17 protein-coding genes and 1 pseudogene are annotated in these 18574 nt (G+C 43.4%); 10 read left to right on the forward strand and 8 right to left on the reverse strand.

What is annotated here, in order from left to right:
- The first annotated feature begins 103 nt into the window (after positions 1 to 103).
- Positions 104 to 1429, forward strand: coding sequence for a TolC family protein (locus HUJ21_RS09980; protein WP_291369307.1), 1326 nt, complete (start codon positions 104 to 106; stop codon positions 1427 to 1429).
- Between the two features lie 12 nt (positions 1430 to 1441).
- On the opposite strand, the gene HUJ21_RS09985 is transcribed toward HUJ21_RS09980, so the two are convergent.
- From HUJ21_RS09985 to HUJ21_RS09995, 3 genes are all read right to left on the reverse strand, one after another.
- Positions 1442 to 1648, reverse strand: a complete 207-nt coding sequence (locus HUJ21_RS09985; RefSeq protein ID WP_291369309.1) for a hypothetical protein — start codon at positions 1646 to 1648, stop codon at positions 1442 to 1444.
- A gap of 392 nt (positions 1649 to 2040) precedes the next feature.
- Positions 2041 to 3399, reverse strand: coding sequence for an ATP-binding protein (locus HUJ21_RS09990; RefSeq protein WP_291369311.1), 1359 nt, complete (start codon positions 3397 to 3399; stop codon positions 2041 to 2043).
- Positions 3389 to 4777 carry a sigma-54 dependent transcriptional regulator gene (locus HUJ21_RS09995; protein ID WP_291369313.1) on the reverse strand — a complete coding sequence of 463 codons (1389 nt, stop codon included), beginning with the start codon at positions 4775 to 4777 and terminating at the stop codon, positions 3389 to 3391. Before HUJ21_RS09995 ends, HUJ21_RS09990 begins: the two co-directional genes overlap by 11 nt.
- 309 nt (positions 4778 to 5086) lie before the next feature.
- On the opposite strand from HUJ21_RS09995, the gene HUJ21_RS10000 reads away from it, so the two are divergent.
- From HUJ21_RS10000 to HUJ21_RS10010, 3 genes are all read left to right on the forward strand, one after another.
- Positions 5087 to 6340 carry an efflux RND transporter periplasmic adaptor subunit gene (locus HUJ21_RS10000; RefSeq protein ID WP_291369315.1) on the forward strand — a complete coding sequence of 418 codons (1254 nt, stop codon included), beginning with the start codon at positions 5087 to 5089 and terminating at the stop codon, positions 6338 to 6340.
- 89 nt (positions 6341 to 6429) lie between these two features.
- Entirely contained in the window at positions 6430 to 7128 is a 699-nt protein-coding gene (locus HUJ21_RS10005; RefSeq protein WP_166147755.1) for an ABC transporter ATP-binding protein, read from the forward strand.
- 35 nt (positions 7129 to 7163) lie between these two features.
- Positions 7164 to 7289 carry a hypothetical protein gene (locus HUJ21_RS10010; protein WP_291369319.1) on the forward strand — a complete coding sequence of 42 codons (126 nt, stop codon included), beginning with the start codon at positions 7164 to 7166 and terminating at the stop codon, positions 7287 to 7289.
- Between the two features lie 49 nt (positions 7290 to 7338).
- Here HUJ21_RS10010 and HUJ21_RS10015 read toward each other — a convergent pair whose 3' ends face one another.
- Positions 7339 to 7542: a dodecin family protein gene (locus HUJ21_RS10015; protein ID WP_291369321.1), complete on the reverse strand. Its 204-nt coding sequence runs from the start codon at positions 7540 to 7542 to the stop codon at positions 7339 to 7341.
- Positions 7543 to 7846: 304 nt separating this feature from the next.
- Between HUJ21_RS10015 and HUJ21_RS10020 the strand changes: the two genes are divergently transcribed.
- Both HUJ21_RS10020 and HUJ21_RS10025 read left to right on the forward strand, forming a co-directional pair.
- Entirely contained in the window at positions 7847 to 8539 is a 693-nt protein-coding gene (locus HUJ21_RS10020; RefSeq protein ID WP_291369323.1) for a head GIN domain-containing protein, read from the forward strand.
- Positions 8540 to 8546: 7 nt separating this feature from the next.
- Entirely contained in the window at positions 8547 to 9185 is a 639-nt protein-coding gene (locus tag HUJ21_RS10025) for a hypothetical protein (RefSeq protein WP_291369325.1), read from the forward strand.
- A 114-nt stretch (positions 9186 to 9299) separates the two neighbouring features.
- On the opposite strand, the gene HUJ21_RS10030 is transcribed toward HUJ21_RS10025, so the two are convergent.
- Positions 9300 to 11735 carry an ABC transporter permease gene (locus tag HUJ21_RS10030; RefSeq protein WP_291369327.1) on the reverse strand — a complete coding sequence of 812 codons (2436 nt, stop codon included), beginning with the start codon at positions 11733 to 11735 and terminating at the stop codon, positions 9300 to 9302.
- 395 nt (positions 11736 to 12130) lie between these two features.
- Here HUJ21_RS10030 and HUJ21_RS10035 point away from each other — a divergent pair, with 395 nt between their 5' ends.
- The 3 genes from HUJ21_RS10035 to HUJ21_RS10045 all read left to right on the forward strand — a co-directional run bounded on the left by HUJ21_RS10035 (position 12131) and on the right by HUJ21_RS10045 (position 13921).
- On the forward strand, positions 12131 to 13075 hold the full coding sequence (locus HUJ21_RS10035) for a hypothetical protein (RefSeq protein ID WP_291369329.1): 945 nt from the start codon (positions 12131 to 12133) through the stop codon (positions 13073 to 13075).
- Between the two features lie 250 nt (positions 13076 to 13325).
- On the forward strand, positions 13326 to 13517 hold the full coding sequence (locus tag HUJ21_RS10040; RefSeq protein WP_291369331.1) for a type II toxin-antitoxin system VapB family antitoxin: 192 nt from the start codon (positions 13326 to 13328) through the stop codon (positions 13515 to 13517).
- Positions 13514 to 13921 carry a PIN domain nuclease gene (locus tag HUJ21_RS10045; RefSeq protein WP_291369333.1) on the forward strand — a complete coding sequence of 136 codons (408 nt, stop codon included), beginning with the start codon at positions 13514 to 13516 and terminating at the stop codon, positions 13919 to 13921. The genes HUJ21_RS10040 and HUJ21_RS10045 overlap by 4 nt, the downstream gene beginning before the upstream one ends.
- Positions 13922 to 14083: 162 nt before the next feature.
- Here HUJ21_RS10045 and HUJ21_RS10050 read toward each other — a convergent pair whose 3' ends face one another.
- Positions 14084 to 14764, reverse strand: coding sequence for an ERCC4 domain-containing protein (locus tag HUJ21_RS10050; RefSeq protein WP_291369335.1), 681 nt, complete (start codon positions 14762 to 14764; stop codon positions 14084 to 14086).
- A gap of 73 nt (positions 14765 to 14837) precedes the next feature.
- On the opposite strand from HUJ21_RS10050, the pseudogene HUJ21_RS10055 reads away from it, so the two are divergent.
- Positions 14838 to 15035 (forward strand): annotated as a pseudogene (locus tag HUJ21_RS10055) (DUF433 domain-containing protein); the annotation flags it as partial.
- Positions 15036 to 15073: 38 nt separating this feature from the next.
- On the opposite strand, the gene HUJ21_RS10060 reads toward HUJ21_RS10055, so the two are convergent.
- On the reverse strand, positions 15074 to 17515 hold the full coding sequence (locus HUJ21_RS10060) for an ABC transporter permease (protein ID WP_291369337.1): 2442 nt from the start codon (positions 17513 to 17515) through the stop codon (positions 15074 to 15076).
- Positions 17516 to 17962: 447 nt separating this feature from the next.
- The gene (locus HUJ21_RS10065) at positions 17963 to 18574 is read right to left on the reverse strand and encodes a Uma2 family endonuclease (protein WP_291369339.1); all 612 of its coding nucleotides are present in this window, start codon (positions 18572 to 18574) and stop codon (positions 17963 to 17965) included.

Raw genomic sequence — 18574 nt, forward strand, 5'->3', positions numbered from 1 at the left:
AATCATCATTAAACACACAGGGCAATGATTATTTTAATCGTCAAAGATTCCATAGACTGCCCCGACTAATCGAGGTGGCCTATTAAGAACAAATTATAAACACATGAAAAGAATAATGATGATCCCGATGATGATCCTACTTGCCTGCATGAATACCTGGGCACAGGATACCATTCCCCTTTCCTTCGGGGAGGCAGTGGCCATCGGATTGGAGCAGCAGATAGATTTGAAAGTATTGGAAAACCAACAGCAGGTGCTCCGCATGAATAGCCTGAACGCCCGCTTGAGGCAGCTGCCATCGCTCAATATCAATAACAGCATAGGCAGGCAGGTAGGCCAGCAATTTCAGCAGGTGGAAGGCGAGCTGATCGTAACCAACCAAATCAATAACAGGATATCTTCCGGGCTCAATTCCCAGGTGCCGGTATTCTCCGGCTTTCAACGGGTTAATGAATCCAGGGCATCCAGGTATTTTGAGGAGGCGGGGGAATTTGCCCTGGGAAGGGCTCAGGAAGAGGTCAAATTTACCATTGCGCAACAATACCTGCAGGTATTACTGGATGAACAGTTGTATACAATTGCCAAACAAAATCTCCAAAACCAAAAAAAGCAGTTGGAACAAATTGAAGGTTTTGTGGAAGCCGGTCTCCGCACCCTCTCGGACCAGTACAACCAACAATCGGAAGTAGCCAGATTGGAGACAGTTGCTTTAAATGCGAGGATTCAATGGGAAACAGATTTGTGGACCCTGGCCGAAACCCTGCAACTGGGGCCCAATGTTTTACCCAGACTTCAGGCTGTTGATTTGAAGCAAATCAGGAATGAATGGTTGGGCATGGATTTGCCTGCGCTTTATGAGCAGGCTTTACAGCAGAGGAAGGATTTCAGGGAACAGCAGTTGCTGGAGCAGGGAAACCAAAGGCTGTTGGTAGCGGCAAAAGGCTCCAGGTATCCGCAGTTGTTTGCATTTTTCAATTACAATACCTTTTTCACCTCTCTGGATGAAAGGACCATCAGGGATCAGCTGTTGACCGTGTACCCCCAGCGGATTTTTGGCTTGAACCTGAGCATCCCCATTTTCAATAATTTCGACAACAAGGCGGCCATTATCCGAGCCAGGGCGAATATGATGAACCAGAAACTTGAAAGTAAAGCCTTGGAAAGGAAAATTTCCCAGGAAGTAAAGTTGGCCCTTGAAAATTATAAAGGTGCCTTACAAAGGCAGGCATCCACTGCATTGCAACTCAAAGCAGCAGCACAGGCCAGGGAGGCCATTTCGGAAAGGTTCCGCTTAGGGATAAGCAATTTTGTGGACCTGGCCCAGGCCAATCAGCAATGGGTCACTGCCCAATCGGATCATGCACAGGCCCAATATACCCTGTATTTCCAGGAAGTCATATTGAATTATGCCATGGGAAGTATTCCCTAATCCCTTAAAAATCTAATCCTGGGTATTTCTGAGTTTCAACCAGAGGGCAAGACCGGCAATGGTAACTACACCACTTAATACAATTGCCAGGTTGATATCTCTTTGTGTTTTTTGTGCTTTTTTTAGGTAGGTGGAGCCGATCCCTTTTGAGGCGATGAATGCTTCAATTTTATCAAGACGGTCTTCCAGTTCTTCTTTTGCTTTTTTAGTTATATCCATAATAATTTGGTTTTTATGTAGTTATTTAACCTGAAAACTGATTTGAGGTAAAAATAGTTCTTAAACTTGTCTCTATTAACTTTTTAAAAAAACAGGAAGCAAAGTTTGAAAGGGTACGTGGACGACCTTTCGATCCTATTCCCATTTCCCGATGGATTAATGCCGCCGCTCCGATTCAGATCGCTTTTTAGGCTGAGCCTGCCGAAGCCCGCTGTGCTCGCGATGACGGTAGGTGTACCGATGACGTATTATATAATATGTTGAATTTTCAATAGATATAAATAAATACCGTCATCCCGATCTCTGCGTTTTGTAAAATGTTAATTCTCGGAATGACCGTTTTTTAACGAAATTCAGTCGAACTTAGATTCTATCAATTTTCCATACGAACCCTAACCTGATCCGAAAAACAAGGTAAATGTAGTCCTTACACCGGGAACGGAAGCTACCTCCAGATTTCCCTGGTGCAGGTTCATGATCTGCCGGGAGATGGCCAGTCCAATGCCGCTTCCCGTTTTTTTGGTGGTATAGAAGGGTACAAATATCCGTTCCAGGGCTTCCGGAACGATACCCTCCCCATGGTCGGTAACCTGAATATAAGGATGGCCATGGGGGTCGGAGGCAGCATTTAACAGGATCATACGGATGTTGGCCTTTTCCATGGCCTCCCTTGCATTTTTGATCAGGTTGATCAGGATCATTTGTATCATTTCCCTGTCAGCGATGATTTCCAGGCCTGTTGGTTGAATACTGGTTTCCAGGCTAATTCCCGATTGGGGTAATTCTTCCTTCATTAATGTACAAATGTTTTCAAACATATCTTTCACCCTTACCCGCCTGATTTTTGGAGGGGGAATGTTGGTGTAATCCCGATATGCATTCACAAAGTCCACCAGGCCTGTACTCCGTTTTGAAATGGTTTCCAAACCTTCTGAAAGATCCAGGTAACTGTCTTTATTGATCATTAAGCCGCTGGCAACTTCCTCCAGGTCCTCTTCTAAAATGGTACCCAAAGAATTGGCCAGGCTGGCAATGGGGGTCATGCTGTTCATGATCTCATGGCGCAGCACTTTGGTCAGATTTTGCCAGGCCTTTAACTCATTTTTCTGTAGTTCTGATTTGATATTTTGAAAGGAAAGCAAAGTCCAGCTTTTTCCTTCCATTTTGAATGCAGCGGATTGGACGTTTAAATGCAGGTCGGCATTGATTTTAATGGAAAATGAACCCCCCGGGTGGAGGTCAAGGACCATTTTCAGCAATTCTTTGGAAAGCTTGCCCAAATCATGGATGTCTTTAAACTGGGGAATCTGAAGGAGCTGTTTGGCAGCCCCGTTGATCACGCCTATTTGTCCCCGGCTTTCAAAGGAAAGGATGCCTGTGTTGATGTGCTGGATCATGATCTGAAGGAACAGCATCTGTTCTTCTTTTTCCGCCCTGGTTTTTTTGAAGGCATTGATCACTTCATTGAAGGAGAGGTTCATTTCCTTAAATGATTTTCCCAGCTTGCTGTCTTTGGTAAAGGTGGATGAAAAATCTGAATAGCGGATAGAATCCAGAAAGCGAGTGATTTTTCTGTTGGTGGTATTGCTAAAAGTAATCAGGTTGAAGGTTTGAAATACAAGGATCAGGGAAAAGATAAAACCCTGCAGCAGGCTATTTTCCTTCATATAGAAATACATGCCCAAATGCACCATCAGAATGATCAACAGCACCCTGATCGTGATCCCAAAAGCAAATGACCTAAAGCCCATAACGTTCCAGTCTTCGGTATAAGGATGATCTGGTGAGGCCAAGTTCCTCTGCTGCCCGGGTGATGTGTCCATTGTGCTTTTGCAGTGCTTTGCGGATCAGGATTTTTTCCACATCCTCGATATTGAAGTGATCCAGGTTGATGGTTTCTTCCTGATTTTCCGGCCCGGAAGGCTTTTGCATGAACAGGTCTTCCGGCTGAAGCACACTTCGGTCGCACATGATGACCGCACGTTCTATACTGTGCTGCAATTCCCGGATATTTCCCGGCCAGGAATATTTTTGCATTCTTTTGATCAGGCTTTCCCCGGCTTTGCGGATGTCCTTATTGTACTTTTTGGAATAAATGGCTATAAAATGATTGGCCAGTGGCATGATGTCCTCAACCCTTTCCCTCAAGGGGGGGAGGGTGATTTCGATGGTATTGATCCGGTACAGGAGGTCTTGCCGGAAACTGTTGTCGTAAACCATGTTGTGGATGGCCATATTGGTAGCGGAAATAAGCCGGATGTTTATGGGAACGGATTTATTGGTGCCCACCCGGGTTACCTCCCGGTTTTGCAGGGTGGCCAGTAACTTGGCCTGGAGCGGAAGGGGCAGATTGCCAATTTCATCCAGGAAAAGAGTACCTTTGTGTGCCTGTTCAAATCTCCCGGCCCGATCTTCCCGGGCATCCGTAAATGAGCCCTTTTTATGGCCAAACAGTTCACTCTCAAACAAGGTGCTGGTGATAGATCCCAAATCCACACCTACAAACGCCTCTCTGTGCCGTTTGGAGTTCCGGTGAATAGCCCGGGCCACCAACTCCTTGCCCGTACCATTTTCTCCCAGTATCAGCACATTGGCATCCGTGCCTGCTACCCGCTCTATGGTTTCAAATACTTTCATCATGGCCGGACTCTGCCCGATGATGTCCTTGAATTTATGGTCCATGTCCTGGAAAAATTGCTGCTGTTGGTCCTTCAGTTGGGTGATTTCCAATTTGGACTGCCTGAGTTGCAGGGCAGCGTGAAGGGTGGCCAGTAATTTTTCGTTTTCCCAGGGTTTAAGCACAAAATCTGTGGCCCCCTCTTTAATGGCCTTTACGGCGGTATTCACGTCACCATAAGCGGTGATCAGCACCACTACGGCCGAGGAGTCCAGCTCAAGTATCCGGTCCAGCCAATAAAACCCCTCCTGCCCGCTGCTGACATCCCTGGTGAAATTCATGTCCAATAATATAACGTCGTACTGTTCGTTTGACATCATGATCGGCAATAAGCCGGGGTTGGTTTCCGTATCCACCTGGCCAAAATGCCTTTTTAAATAAATTTTTGCTGCTTTCAGCAGGTCTTCATTGTCATCAATGATCAGGATTTTACCGGCTTTTTGCGCTTTCATAAATATAGACTTGGATTTCTTACTGTTATTCAGGAAAGGCCAAAACCTGTACCGAATTGATACAGTCGGACAAACTTTTCCCATAAACGGGCATTAGGGGGAATTTAAGTATATTTTTTGAATCCTGCTTATTTTTTCCTGCAGCTAGCGCATGTCCTCTCTTATACAATTTTGGTCGCTGGCGGACAAATTTGTTCGAAAAAAATGAGCTTTGGTTGCCAAAATGGCTTTCAGTGCAAATAGGAAAGGGTTTTATAGATGGCATGTTAATTGGCAAATAGTAGAGGAATTAAAATGATGCTCCAAGAGATGGACAGAAAGCTTGAAAAAAAAACCTGGACCCCAAAATTGATTGGTATGTTACTCGCAGGAACCCTGGTGGTGGCCTTTGTGCTGTACCAATTGGTTTTTGCAGATGCCCGGTCCAGTATGAATGTGAATAGGGAACGTATTACCATTGCCACCGTCAAAACAGGAGAATTCACTGATTATATCCCCGTGAGCGGAACCATAGAGCCGGGGGAAGTTTTCTATCTAGATGCCATTGAGCGGGGAAACATACAGGAGATCATCCGGGAATCAGGCTCCATGGTGGAAAAGGGGGATACCATATTGATGCTGACCAATTCCAACCTTCAACTGGAGGTGATGCAACGGGAGACAGATCTTTATTTTCAAATCAATAACCTCAGACAAACCCGGCTGCTTCTGGATCAAAATGACCTCAGCCAACAGGCTCAACTCGCCGAAATCGATTATCAGATCAACCTGCTTAAACCACAATATGAAAGGTTCCGGGAATTGCACGACAAAAAACTGATTTCTGACCGGGAGCTGGAAGAGGTGAAAGAAGAATACGAATACAACTTGAAAAGGCAAAGGCTGACCTACGAATCTTACCGAAACGACTCCATTGCCCGTTCCATTCAAAAAAGGCAGTTGCGGGAATCGGAGGCAAGAATGAATCAGTCCCTTAACGGGGTGGGGCATATTTTGGATAACCTCCTGGTTAGAGCTCCCATCACCGGTCAATTGACCACAGAACAGATTGAAGTGGGGCAGTCCATCAATGCAGGAGAGCGCTATGGACAAATCGATGTTATTGATAAATTTAAGGCCCGGGTGCCCATAGATGAATTGTATTTGCCCAGGATTAGTACCGGTTTGAAAGGCACCTTTAGTTTCTCAGATGAAACCTTTGAGATGGAAATTTCTAAAATCTATCCCAATGTGACCGGAGGGAGATTTGAGGTGGACATGGTCTTTACCGGCAATGCTCCCACCGGAATTCGCCGGGGTCAGACGGTCAGGATAAGGCTGGAACTTGGTGAAAGTGAACAGGCCACCTTATTGCCCACGGGTGGGTTTTATAAGGATACAGGGGGGAATTGGGTATTTGTGGTGGATGAAGAAAGTGAAAATGCGGAAAAAAGAGACATCCGACTGGGCCGGAAAAACCCGGAATATTATGAAGTGATCGAAGGTTTACAGCCCGGAGAAAAAGTGATCGTCAGCGGATACGAAAACTTCGGTAAAAATGAAGTGCTGAACCTTAATCGATAGCACCATACAAAAGTAAAATGGGTAGCAATCCAATTCACAGCCAATACAGCTATTTCCCTAATTATAGGTTTAATTCATAAATTAATAACATGCAAAACATCATCAAAACCAATCATTTAAAAAAGCGGTATACCACTGAAGAAGTAGAAACCACCGCTCTGGACGATATTCATATCGAAATTAAAAAAGGGGAGTTTGTGGCCATTATGGGTCCTTCAGGATGTGGCAAATCTACCCTCCTGAACATCATTGGTCTGCTGGACAATCCCGATGAGGGCGAATACCATTTTCTGGAAAAGGAGGTGGCCAAATATTCGGAAAGACAACGGTCACAACTTAGAAAGGGAAATATCGGATTTGTTTTTCAGAGTTTTAACCTGATAGACGAACTCACCTGCTTTGAAAATGTGGAATTGCCCCTGCTGTACCTTAAAATTCCTTCCGACGAAAGGAAAAAGAAGGTGGAGGAGGTGTTGACAAGGATGAATATCATGCACAGGAAAAACCATTTTCCCCAACAGCTATCCGGAGGCCAGCAGCAAAGGGTGGCCATCGCCCGTGCCATAGTGGCCAAGCCGGCAGTAATCCTGGCCGATGAGCCTACAGGTAACCTGGACTCGGCCAATGGGGAGGAAGTCATGCGGCTTTTGGAGGAATTGAACAATGAGGGAACCACCATCGTGATGGTCACCCATTCCCCGCATGATGCCAATTATGCCCACCGGATCATCAATTTATTTGATGGTAAAGTGGTGACTGAAAATATCCGGGAACAATTTCATATCTAGTTTACCTCATCCAGAAGACCATGTTCAAAAACCATTTGAAAATCGCGACAAGGGGTTTTGCCAGGTACAAACTCACCTTTTCCATTGCATACCTAACGGTAACCTTTCAGGCACTGCATGCTGCCAGAATAAAAGTGGTCGATACTTTAAAAACAGAATAAAAAGTACCAAAGAGGACTTCACAGTAACCTCTTTGATATTTTGGGTTCATTAGGAGTTAACTTCAAAGGAGACTTTGGCATTCACGCCATAAGAGACAATTTGGTTATTTTCGACATTGGCATTAAAATGTTTGACATAAATAGACTTGATGTTTTTTACCGACTTGGAGGCTTCCTTAAGCGCATTCTGAACAGCATCATCAAAACTTTTGTCAGAGCTGGCGATTACCTCTATTATTTTAACAATTCCCATAGCATTACAGATTTTTATAGTAAGTATCGAAAACCAATCTGGCTTTCCTTCTTTATAACTAACAACAAAGATTATGCCCTAACTCGTTTATTTTTAGCGGATTGAGTTTATGAGTCTAAGTTTTGTTGACAGACTTTTCACGGAATGGGGTTAAAAGAGATCAATCTCTGTTCGTAACCGGACATTCAGTGTAGTGATCCGAACAGAGGAATCTTTAAACCTTGTTTAGGCGGCCCCTATCAGCGTTTTTAGATTGGCACCTTTTTGGTAAAATGATCACTGTTCCACAAAAAAATGAAGCACCATGAAAATAGGTAACCTACCATTATTGACCTTCTTTCTCGCCCTTGTCAGTTTTCCTGTAATGAGCCAAAACGTAACAACCAGAAGCCTGGATCCTTTCACCAGGCTTTCTACAGGCGGCAGTTGGGAAGTTATTATCCAGAAAGGGGATCGGCCCGAGGTAAGGCTGGAATCCAGTAACCTGGATCTTGAAAAAGTGATCACCGAGGTGGAAGACCAAACCCTGAGGGTTTATCTGGAAAAAGGGAATTATAGAAACATGAACCTCAAGGTATACATTACATTCACTGAACTGGAAGCCATTAGAAACAGCGGGTCAGGAGATTTTAAAAGTCTATCTGCTATTGTGGCTACTGATCTGGATATCCACGTGTCGGGATCTGGTGATGCCAGTTTCAGTAATCTTCAAGCCCGAAACCTGAATGTAACTCTGAGTGGGTCTGGTGACATGGAAGTTCATGAGGGGGAGGTAGATGGAATAGAAATAAGGCAATCAGGTTCCGGTGACTTTGAAGGCTTGGACTTGTTGGCGCAGGAAGCTTCAATTCGAACATCAGGATCTGGTGATACGGCAATAGGAGTTAGTCAGACTATATCTGTCAGGGGCTCTGGTTCAGGGGATGTCTACTACAGGGGAAACCCGGAACGGAGTGATGTCAGGTTTTCAGGTTCCGGGCGCCTGACCAAAAGATAATGATTCAATGAAAAAAAACATATTTTATTTAGCGAATGGTATTTCAGTGATTTTTATTTCCTATGAAGTTGTAGGATTGGAATTTGTATGGCTGTTTTTGTGCTTTGTCGCAGTCTTGTTTTTATTTTTTGTTTGGATAATCTCTTACTTCAGAAAAGTCAAGGGTATTTGGATTCAAATACCATTACGGTTAATTGGCATTTGTATTATTGGAGTGCTTGCATCATTATTCAGGCCCTATGAAGATTCGGCCCATTCTTTGGGCACTGAAAGGGAGCAATTGGAAAATGCCTATGTTACGGACCAGGCGGATAGAAAATATTTGAAATCCTATATCCCCTTTTTAAGTGGATTGAAAGACAGGGATCAATCAAGGCTTAACCAGGTTAAAAGTATTTATGAACGGAATAAAAATCTGGACCCAATTGAAAAATTCTATGCTGCTTTTATCTTCCACCATAGCGCTGATAGCAAAGATTATAAAATAGCTTCAAAATTGGCTTCAGAAGCGGCAAAAGCCCGACACCTACAGAATCATTATCTGGTCCATTGGCTGAAAAAGGCAGCCTATGACCGGTGGATGGTATCGATGGGAAAACCAGAAAAGTACAATACCCAAAATAAATTCAGTATCGAAATCGATTGATCATTTGCCTTGGTCATTGTTGTTGAGATAGTATTTCATTGGTCGCGACAGGCAAGGCAGGAAAATCAACCGAGGCTAATAATATCCCATACCATTCATTTCAGACCACTTCTCCTATTCACTACGCAAAGATTTCACTGGATTCGCTAAAGCAGCCTTAATGGCCTCCTTGCCAACGGCCAACCAGGCTACCAGTAAAACCAATCCTCCTGCAGCCAAATAGGTCCAGATGGAAATATCTATCCGGTAAGCAAAGCCTTCCAACCATTGGTTCATCAGCCACCAGGAAATTGGGAAGGCAATGAAGGCTGACAAAAGCACCAACTTTATATACTCCCTGGAAAGCATGCTCACAATGGTGGATACATCCGCACCAAGAACCTTTCGGATTCCGATTTCCTTATTGCGTTGTTTTGCGGTAAACATAGCCAGCCCAAATAAGCCCAAACAGGCAACAAAAATGATCAAGCCTGAAAATACCATCAGGATGTATCCCATCCTTCGTTCTGCCTGATAGGTTTGGTAATACCTTTCGTCCAAAAATGAGTACGCAAAGGGCTCCTCTGCAGCGAGTGTATTCCATTTCAATTTGATATCCTCCAGTAAGTTTCCTGGCTCATCGGTGTTGATCCTGGCGATGACAGCTCCATGACGGTTACCTTTCACCATTACCAATGGAAAGATGCGTTCATGCAGGGACCTGAAATGGAAATCTTTCACGATGCCAATGACCTGGTAATTTGTTTGGTTTCCCTCATTGTCATGGTGGGAAAGGGTCTTGCCCAGTGCATCTTCCTCCCAATTCAATGCCCGGGCCGCAGTCTCATTCAGAATAATGGAGGTTTGTTCGGAGCCAAATGCGTCCGAAAAATTTCTACCAGCTTCCAATTCCATGCCCAGGGTGGGTATGTAATCGGCATCTACATCATACCTCAAGGTTTTCACTTGCCTGCGGACGTCGCCATCCGGATACAAAAAGAAATTATTATTGAAGGATGGCCCTGAAGGCAGATATCCTGAAATACTTACGTTGGCGACTCTTGAGTCCTGAAGCAGCTGTTGCCGGAATGCTTCAGTATTGTTTCCCAGGTACCGGGCATCTGGAAAAATCAAAACCTGATCTTTGTTGTAACCCAGGTTTTTATTTTGGATAAATTCCAGTTGGTTGTAAACCACGATTGTGCCCATAATCAGTATTACAGACACGGCGAACTGGAATGTGACCAATCCGCTGCGCAAACTAAAGGATCGTTTGCCCATTCTGCCTGAGCCTGGGAAAAAGGACCCTTTCAGTACGGAAACAGGCTTGAAAGTAGAAAGGAAAAAAGCCGGATATATGCCGGCAAGTATCCCTACCATCAGTCCAAATAAAAGCAGGGCGGGTACAGTCCATAAGTTGGAAAAATACTGAATGTCTATGTCTTTTCCTGCAAGGTTATTAAATACGGGCAGCGATAATTTTACCAATGTCATGGCAATTAACAGTGCAAAAAGGCTCAATAGGGTGTATTCGGCCAGAAATTGCCCAACAAGTTGCTGCTTTTCTGACCCAAGTATTTTTCGAACACCCACTTCCCGGGCCCTTTTGCCGGCACTTGCTGTGGAAAGGTTGATGAAATTGATGCTGGCAATCAGGATCATAAAAAGGGCAATGGCCCCGGAAATGTAGATATACCTGATGTCCCCACCCGGTCCCAGTTCGCCCATCAAGTCAGAATGCAAATGAATGGAAGTGAGTGGCTGCAGGAACATGCCTATATTGTTTCCATCTTCCTTGAATTGATTGTAACTGATTCCCATGGCTTCTTCCAACTGTGGGCCCATGTATTTTTCGGCTACATGGGGAAGTTTAGCTTCCAGGTGTTTGTAATCATAGCCGGGTTGAAGCAATAGATAGGTATAAAATTCTGAAACCATCCAGGATGGGTTTTTGGCTGGCGGGAAGGTCGCCATCGAAGCCAAAAGGTCAAAATGAAAATGGGAGTTGGCCGGCATATCTGCCATGACTGCCGTAACGGTGAACAGGGCCCCGTCATCCCCGATCAACAGCTCTTTTCCAATTGGGTTCTCCCCCTTAAAATAGGTTTGTGCAGTAGATGCAGAAATGACAATGGTGTGGGGTTCTTTTAAAGCCTGAGCCGGATTCCCCTGGATCAATGGAAAGGTAAATACCTGGAAAAAATTGGCATCTGCAAAGGCAGCTGGTCTGTTTCGGAAAGCGCTGTTTCCGTAAATAACTTTTGGATTTCCCATTTTACGGATACGGGTAGCCTGCTCCACCTCAGGATAATCTGCCTTCAGGGCAGCTGCTACCGGGGGCATGACATGAGCTTCATTCATTGTTCCCCCCTGTACGGATCCACGAAAGACTACCCGAACAATGCGGTCTGCCTTGTCATGGAAACTGTCATACCCCAACTCGCTGATTATTGAAAGTAGGATCAGCAGGCAGGAGGCCATCCCAATGGCCAGCCCCAATATATTGATCGCAGTGAAAGTTTTGTCCCGAAGCAGATTTCTTAGCGCAATTTTAATGTAGTTTTTTATCATCGTCAACAGCTAATGATTTTCTTTCAACTCAAGTTTAGCCTCCCTTATCTCTTTACCAACTTAACAATAGGCAGCTCATTCATGATTAACCGACAACTTTTGTTAAGATCTGCTACTGCCTTAGCGAGGCTTGCAATTTATCATATCTACTTCCATACCAGTAAAAAACATCTCCAAACAGCTGTTAAGGGCTGAAGTGGCTTTTTTGTGCTTTTTTATCGTACATTGTTGTTCGCTGGCGGGCAAAAGATTCCTTGCCCCCGTGGTGCATTTGCCCAAAAGCCTAAGGTTCGTTTCCTTCATGAGAATAGCCGTTAATTTCTTTTCCAACTTACAAATAATGGATTTTCAGAGATTAATCCGTTAGTTGTTAGACGTTTTATACTATTCTCTAAATGGAATATTTTACAACCAAAAGGCATTTCTTTCGATTTTATATTTTACTTGTCCTGGTGCTTCTGCTAATGGGCGGAGTAGGTATTTATTTTATCCAGGATTTCTATGGAAAGTGGGGAACACCTGATTTTGAAGTTGGGGATTATCTTTTGTTGTTTTTGGGTGGTTTTATGGTAATGTTTGCGGTTTTCTTTTTGATCATGTATTTCAAAAATGCACCCATTATCAGGCTGCATCAGGATCGGATTGCATTTGGTAAAGAATCCTATGATTTAAAGGAGGTAGCGGCTTTGGAAATGACAGGGAAATTTCCCTTTGGCTGGGGTATTTCTCTTCCTGAAGAAGGAGCTTGCCTTTCCTTCAAAGATGGCACAAAGAAATACATTTTCGACATGATGTATGCCAATGGACCGGAGTTGAAAGTGCTATTGGAAAGGAAAATTCACAATACATCTGCACCAAAAGCTGCTGGAATCAGGGATTTTAATACGCTTAGAAGCGAGGGTAAGAAACTTTTTAAGGGAAATCCTTTTTTCAATTTCAGGGCCTCAGTTTTATGGCTTATCATCGGAACTTTCCTATGGCATTTGCTTATAGATCCACCAAACCACAATGACGTATTTATTTTTCTTGCTTTGGTCGGAATCGTTTGGTTTCTTATTCTTGCCTTCGGTACGCATTACTTTGGCTTGACAAATGAATATTTTTTTGTTCATTACCACTACTTATTCTGGAAAAAACATGTTTATGCTTTAAGTGGTATTGAGGAGGTTGTATTTGAAAGTCCAGGCAAGGGGCCATATAGACTCAGGCTGATCACCCGGGATTACCAAACAAAAATTTATGCTGCCAGCACCCTGAAAACCAGGACCTGGTTGAAGTTAAAAAAAGCATTGGAGCAGATGGAGGTTCAGGTGAGAAACGAGGCGTTTCCGGAAGGGTAAACCTTCATTTAAAGCTCCGTCAAAAATTGTACATAGTTGTCAGGGGTGATAACCGCTGTCGCCGTTTCTGGATATGCATTTAGAAAAGATTTGGAGAAGTTCTTTCTCGCTTCTCTGTTCCATTTGAATGGATAAGCATTGAAGTTGTCTAATAACCCAATAGATTTTTCAGAAATTTACTTTTCCCTATCTGCGTCATTTGAAATGTGTATGACATTGTCGTATCTTTACACATAAAAATTATATCAATATGCGAACGAATATTGAATTGGACGATGAACTTGTTCAACAGGCACTGAAAATCAGTAAATTAAAGACAAAGAAGGATATTGTTCACGAAGCATTGAAACAATATGTGGCTTCGTTGAAAAAAAAACAGTTATTGTCACTTCGTGAGAAGAATACGTGGATCGGTGATTTAGGGCAAATGCGGGAAGTATGAATGAACCCATTCTTTTTGATACCTCAGTATGGATTGATTTTCTAAATAAAAAAAGTACACCAGCAGCCAATTTGCTAGCGCATTTTATTGAGGAGGATATGGAAGTTTTGCTGACACCAACCATTTTACAGGAGATTCTGCAAGGTATACGGGATGATTATAAATATCTACAAGTTAAAGAAATGCTTTCCTATTTTACCATGTTGGATTTACCTGCCGTTCAGGCAGCGATCGGAGCTTCCGATTTATACAGGTCTTTACGAAAGAAGGGGGCGACCGTAAGGAAAAGTAATGATTGTCTTATTGCCTTTTATGCACTTGAATTTTCATGTTCGATGGTACATGATGACACTGACTTCGATCTTATAAGCAAACATTTCGATTTACAAATCTTGAAATTGTAATTTTTTTAAAATAGGGAAAAACTGATAGAGGTTTACCTAAAATGCCAATTTTATTCCGGGAAATTTTATCAGCTTGATCTGTGGACAGGCTTGCAGGCCCGTTTGTGAAAACAGTCAGCTTCTTCGTCCAATTATGGATCAATCGGGCATAATGGAAAGCTATTATTTTTTTAATATTTTATATAGCTGATCGACCGTCCTTTTCCCCACACCTGGCACTTTTAGAAGTTCCTCTTGCCTTGCCGTAAATACCCCATGAAGATTGCCGAATTTCATCAGCAGCCTTTCCGCCCGATCGACGCCTATCCCCGGAAAGCCTTCCAGAATGTGAATTCGTTGTTTAAGCAAGGCCTGACTCTTCCGTTTAAAAGGTACAGGCCGGTGGTAAAACCGCTGTTCCTCCAGCTTGTCTTTGGTAAGTTGTTTGAAGCATTGCAACATAACTGCTGCTGATTCCTTGGTGTTTTTAGTCCTCAATATTGGGATTCGGAAAGACAAGGAGATGGATAACAAAATGCCTTGAATGGCCTGGGGTAAAAAGTCGGTTTGCTTAAAATCCCTTTTCCTTCCCTCCAGCATTAAGCAGGCAGGCACCTTGCTTTTGGACAGTTTTTTAGCTTGTTGGAACAACCGACCATCTTTTATGGATTTGCAGAAATCAGGAATGGTCTTCCTTTCCACCAGTAAATCGCAGTCAAGAAGATAGTCACCTACCAACAAACGTTGGCGATGGATAATCATGTTTCCCATTTTACAAAATGCCTCTTCCAGTGCAGGAGGTTCCCGGTCATCAATGCTGATTTGCAAAGGGAAGTAATAGGAGGATTTCAGTAGCCTGGACATAGAAAAATCAGCAATTCACTTCCTAATTTACAAATTAAACGGATTCGTTTAGGTGTTTGTGCCAGGGATTTTAATGTTGCCTGAGAAGATTCTTAGGAATAATCCTTTGTCACTTATCTCCACTAATCCAGAAATATATCATGGTACACTCAATAATCGTGGTACAAGATATGTAGTGTCTGCGATACTTGAATATCTTGAAGAAGGAGGAGGTTTAGATAAAATATTGGAAGAATTCCCGGATTTAATTGGTGAAGATATTTTGGCCTGTATCGTGTATGCTTTGGCTTCCATGCAACCCAAAGACAGCTATTCGCTTCGCAGCGATTTAACAGGGTTTTCCAACGCTGTTTTTACCGTTTGCAGGGTCACAGTGAAAAATGCGACAAGAAATACCAGCAAAATAGGCAATAGCAAAATCCTCCAGTGGATATCCATCTGATAGGCATAATTTTGAAGCCAGCTTTTCAAGATAAAATAAACGAGCGGCAAGGTCATGACACTGGCTGCGGCGATCAGCAGGAAAAAATCCTTTGAAAGTAAGGTGATGATATGTATCATTGAGGCTCCGAGCACTTTGCGGATACCGATCTCTTTGGTTCGTTGTATGGTCATGTAAGAGGCAAGACCAAACAGTCCCAGGCAGGCAATTAGGATGGCGAGACCGGCAAAAAGACTGAAAATTCTTGCAAAATTTTGTTCGGATAGATACTGATTGTTGAAGTAATCGTCGAGAAAAAAGTATTCAAAAGGACTATTTGGAAAGGCTTTTTCCCAAATTAGCTTTATTTCGCTTAAGGCTGTAGTATAATCATGGGAACGTATTTTCAGAGAATAATACTCCCCCGCCCAGGGCGCATTGAGGTATTCCTTTAGTGCAAATACCATCGGTACCACTTCCTTATGAAGCGATTCCTGATTAAAGTCCCTGATCACTCCGATAATTGTTTTGGCATGTTTATCTTCGTCAGATTCATGCCAGATAATGGTTTTTTGGGTGGCCTCTTCCGCATTTTTGAAACCAAGCTGGCGCATTGCAGTTTCGTTTAAGATCAAATTGCCACGGTCAGAAGTTACTTCCCGGGAAAAATTACGGCCTGCAAGGAAATCAGCGCCGTATAATTGAAAAAAATCTTCATCAATTGCGATGATATTTATGCCTTTGCCGCTTTCCGGCTGTGCGGGATGGTAAAACTGCCTCGCCCAACTCAGTTCCTTTCCGGGGATGCTTGAGGAAACGCTTGCATCTTGAATGTGGGGAAGCTTGCTCACTTCGTTCTTGAAAAAAACCAGATGCTGTTGATAAGTCGAATCTTTTATTCCCGGTCCTTTTACTATCAGTGTTTGCTCCATATTCAATCCTTTATCCTGCTCCTTCATAAAGCTAAGCTGCTGGCGTACCCCCAAGGTACCGGCAATAAGGGCGATAGAAGCAGCAAATTGGAATACGATCAGTGCTTTCCTAATGGGGACACCCTGACTTGGGTTTTTTAAATGGCCCTTAATCATTTGTAAAGGTTGGAAAGATGACATGATGTACGCAGGGTATAGGCCCGATAAAATAGTGCCTGTCAAAAACAACGCAGCTACCCCAATGCTTAATGCTGTAGATGGAGTGGGAGAAAAACCTACTTTTGTAAGGTTTTGGAAAATGGGCATCATGAGATGCGAAATTGCAATAGCCAAAATAGCGGCTAGTCCGTTGAGCAGGAAAGAACCAGTCATAAATTGAGCGATCAATTGTCCTTTACTGGATCCCACCACTTTTCTAATGCCCATTTCTTTCGCCCGCTCAACAGATTTGGCAATGGTCAGGTTCACGTAGTTGATCCAGGCGATAATTAAAATAAAAATAGCAATAAGGGTAAGGAACCGAACCATGTTTCGGCTTCCGTTGGGTTCAGCCTCGGCCTCCAGGTGGGAGTCCAGGTGGATGTCTTGTATGGGCTGTAGATTTAGCGTAGAGGTGTAACCTGAATTGCGCCATTCGGTCAAACTTTCCCCCAGATACTTTTCCATTACATCTAAAAACTTCCCTTCAACTACGGCCAGATTGCTCTGAGGAGTTAGTTCCACGTAATTGTAAAAATTGCCCCAATCCCAGTTATCATCCAGGTTCCAGGGAATCGAATTAAAAGAGATGATAAAATCAGTATGCACATGGGAGTTATCGGGAATATTTTCAAATATTCCGCTAACCTTTAATTGGGTATTTCCCCGGTCACCCATATAAAAGGTAAGTTCTTTTCCCAGACCATCCTGCCCCGGAAAATACTTATCTGCCATCTCCATGGATATGACCACGTTGTTAGGTTGGGTAAGTGCCTGATCCTGATAGCCATGAACCATTTTATAGGAGAACAGGTCGAGAAATGCCGCATCTGCATAGTACACCTTGTCTTCATGAAAACTCCGCGCATCTACCTGCATCACCGGGTCTGACATCAGTGGGCCGCTATGGACCAATCGCGCACTGTTTTTTACTTCGGGAATTTCCCTGAGCAGGGCAGGGGCAAGTGCAGGGACTGTTTGCGCCCTTTTTCCGACCATTTCACCATTGAGATAGGCATAATCGACAACCCGGTAGACTGACGGTTTGCGGAAATCATCATAACTCAGTTCAAAGGTAACATACTTCAGAATAAGCAGACCCGCTGCCATCGCAATGGCCAGTCCCACAATGTTGATAATGCTGAATACCTTGTTTTTCCTAAGGTTGCGGTAGGCGATTATTAGATGATTTTTCCACATTTTTTTGATCGGTTATCAGGATGCTTCAGGACTACATGCAGCAAGCTTCCACCTGGATAAGGCTTTTCAAACAGGATAGGTCAATTTCTTCCAATATAAACAGATCTGCTACATCTGTGCCATCGAAAAAAGTACTAAAACGGCTGGAATGCTAAATTCTACCAAGTTATAGAAAATCAATTCGGACAAAACCGTCCGTTTTCGGGCAAATTAACTGAAACGATCCCAAAATTTACCTTTAAGAATTAATTTTGATAGGGGAAATCGAGCCCGTCTCAGACATGAGGCAGAACGTCCCATATTGGGATGCTGATTAACCATCCGAGATTCCCTGCTGGCCGAAAGGCTGGCATGTGATCTTAAAAATCAAAATAAAAACGCATAAAATGGAAAATACAATATGGCCCTCTTTTAACAGAGAGTTCAGCATGTCTAAAGAAAAATAAATCAATTGATTTCAGCGAAAAATGCCTCCAAATCCAACTCAAATCCTGGGATAGCCGAGGATATTGCGGTATCCCCTAAAGTCATCAGGCGAGTTGGCTGATAGTGGCCCTGAATCAACCGGTATATCAGGAGGGTCTGTCCTTCGGGATCCATCAACCAATATTCTTTTACTCCGGATGTTTCATAAACCTCGTACTTATTTTGGAGTTCCAGCTGTTTGTTGCCTGGTGAAAGGACTTCCACCACCAGGTCAGGGGCACCGATGCAACCCCTGTCGTCCAGCTTTTCCATATCACATACCACACAGATATCCGGCTGTACAACCGTGAAAATTTTATCGTCTTTTTTTGAATTTACCGGAAGCCGGACATCAAAGGGAGCAATATAGGCCTGGCATTTTTTACCTTTCAAAAACAGATGAAATTCCGTATAAAGGGTTCCAGCCAAACTTTGATGAATTCTCTTTGGAGCTGCGGCGGCTTTTTTGAATACTTTTCCTTTGATCAGTTCGACCATCTCCTCCATATCCCAGGTCAGGTAATCCGCATAGGTATAGTTCCCGTAGCTCAAATCGGGTTCTTTCAGCAGAGATTTGCTAACCTTTTTTTCCAT

It is taken from the genome of Cyclobacterium sp. (assembly GCF_014762705.1).
In the GTDB taxonomy this organism is placed as follows: domain Bacteria; phylum Bacteroidota; class Bacteroidia; order Cytophagales; family Cyclobacteriaceae; genus Cyclobacterium.

Coding starts and splice junctions, on each gene's coding strand:
- HUJ21_RS09980 (WP_291369307.1), top strand. CDS start 104: ATGAAAAGAATAATGATGATCCCGATGATGATCCTACTTGCCTGCATG.
- HUJ21_RS09985 (WP_291369309.1), bottom strand. CDS start 1,648: ATGGATATAACTAAAAAAGCAAAAGAAGAACTGGAAGACCGTCTTGAT.
- HUJ21_RS09990 (WP_291369311.1), bottom strand. CDS start 3,399: ATGGGCTTTAGGTCATTTGCTTTTGGGATCACGATCAGGGTGCTGTTG.
- HUJ21_RS09995 (WP_291369313.1), bottom strand. CDS start 4,777: ATGAAAGCGCAAAAAGCCGGTAAAATCCTGATCATTGATGACAATGAA.
- HUJ21_RS10000 (WP_291369315.1), top strand. CDS start 5,087: ATGGACAGAAAGCTTGAAAAAAAAACCTGGACCCCAAAATTGATTGGT.
- HUJ21_RS10005 (WP_166147755.1), top strand. CDS start 6,430: ATGCAAAACATCATCAAAACCAATCATTTAAAAAAGCGGTATACCACT.
- HUJ21_RS10015 (WP_291369321.1), bottom strand. CDS start 7,542: ATGGGAATTGTTAAAATAATAGAGGTAATCGCCAGCTCTGACAAAAGT.
- HUJ21_RS10020 (WP_291369323.1), top strand. CDS start 7,847: ATGAAAATAGGTAACCTACCATTATTGACCTTCTTTCTCGCCCTTGTC.
- HUJ21_RS10025 (WP_291369325.1), top strand. CDS start 8,547: ATGAAAAAAAACATATTTTATTTAGCGAATGGTATTTCAGTGATTTTT.
- HUJ21_RS10030 (WP_291369327.1), bottom strand. CDS start 11,735: ATGATAAAAAACTACATTAAAATTGCGCTAAGAAATCTGCTTCGGGAC.
- HUJ21_RS10035 (WP_291369329.1), top strand. CDS start 12,131: ATGGAATATTTTACAACCAAAAGGCATTTCTTTCGATTTTATATTTTA.
- HUJ21_RS10040 (WP_291369331.1), top strand. CDS start 13,326: ATGCGAACGAATATTGAATTGGACGATGAACTTGTTCAACAGGCACTG.
- HUJ21_RS10045 (WP_291369333.1), top strand. CDS start 13,514: ATGAATGAACCCATTCTTTTTGATACCTCAGTATGGATTGATTTTCTA.
- HUJ21_RS10050 (WP_291369335.1), bottom strand. CDS start 14,764: ATGTCCAGGCTACTGAAATCCTCCTATTACTTCCCTTTGCAAATCAGC.
- HUJ21_RS10060 (WP_291369337.1), bottom strand. CDS start 17,515: ATGTGGAAAAATCATCTAATAATCGCCTACCGCAACCTTAGGAAAAAC.
- HUJ21_RS10065 (WP_291369339.1), bottom strand. CDS start 18,574: ATGGAAAAAAAGGTTAGCAAATCTCTGCTGAAAGAACCCGATTTGAGC.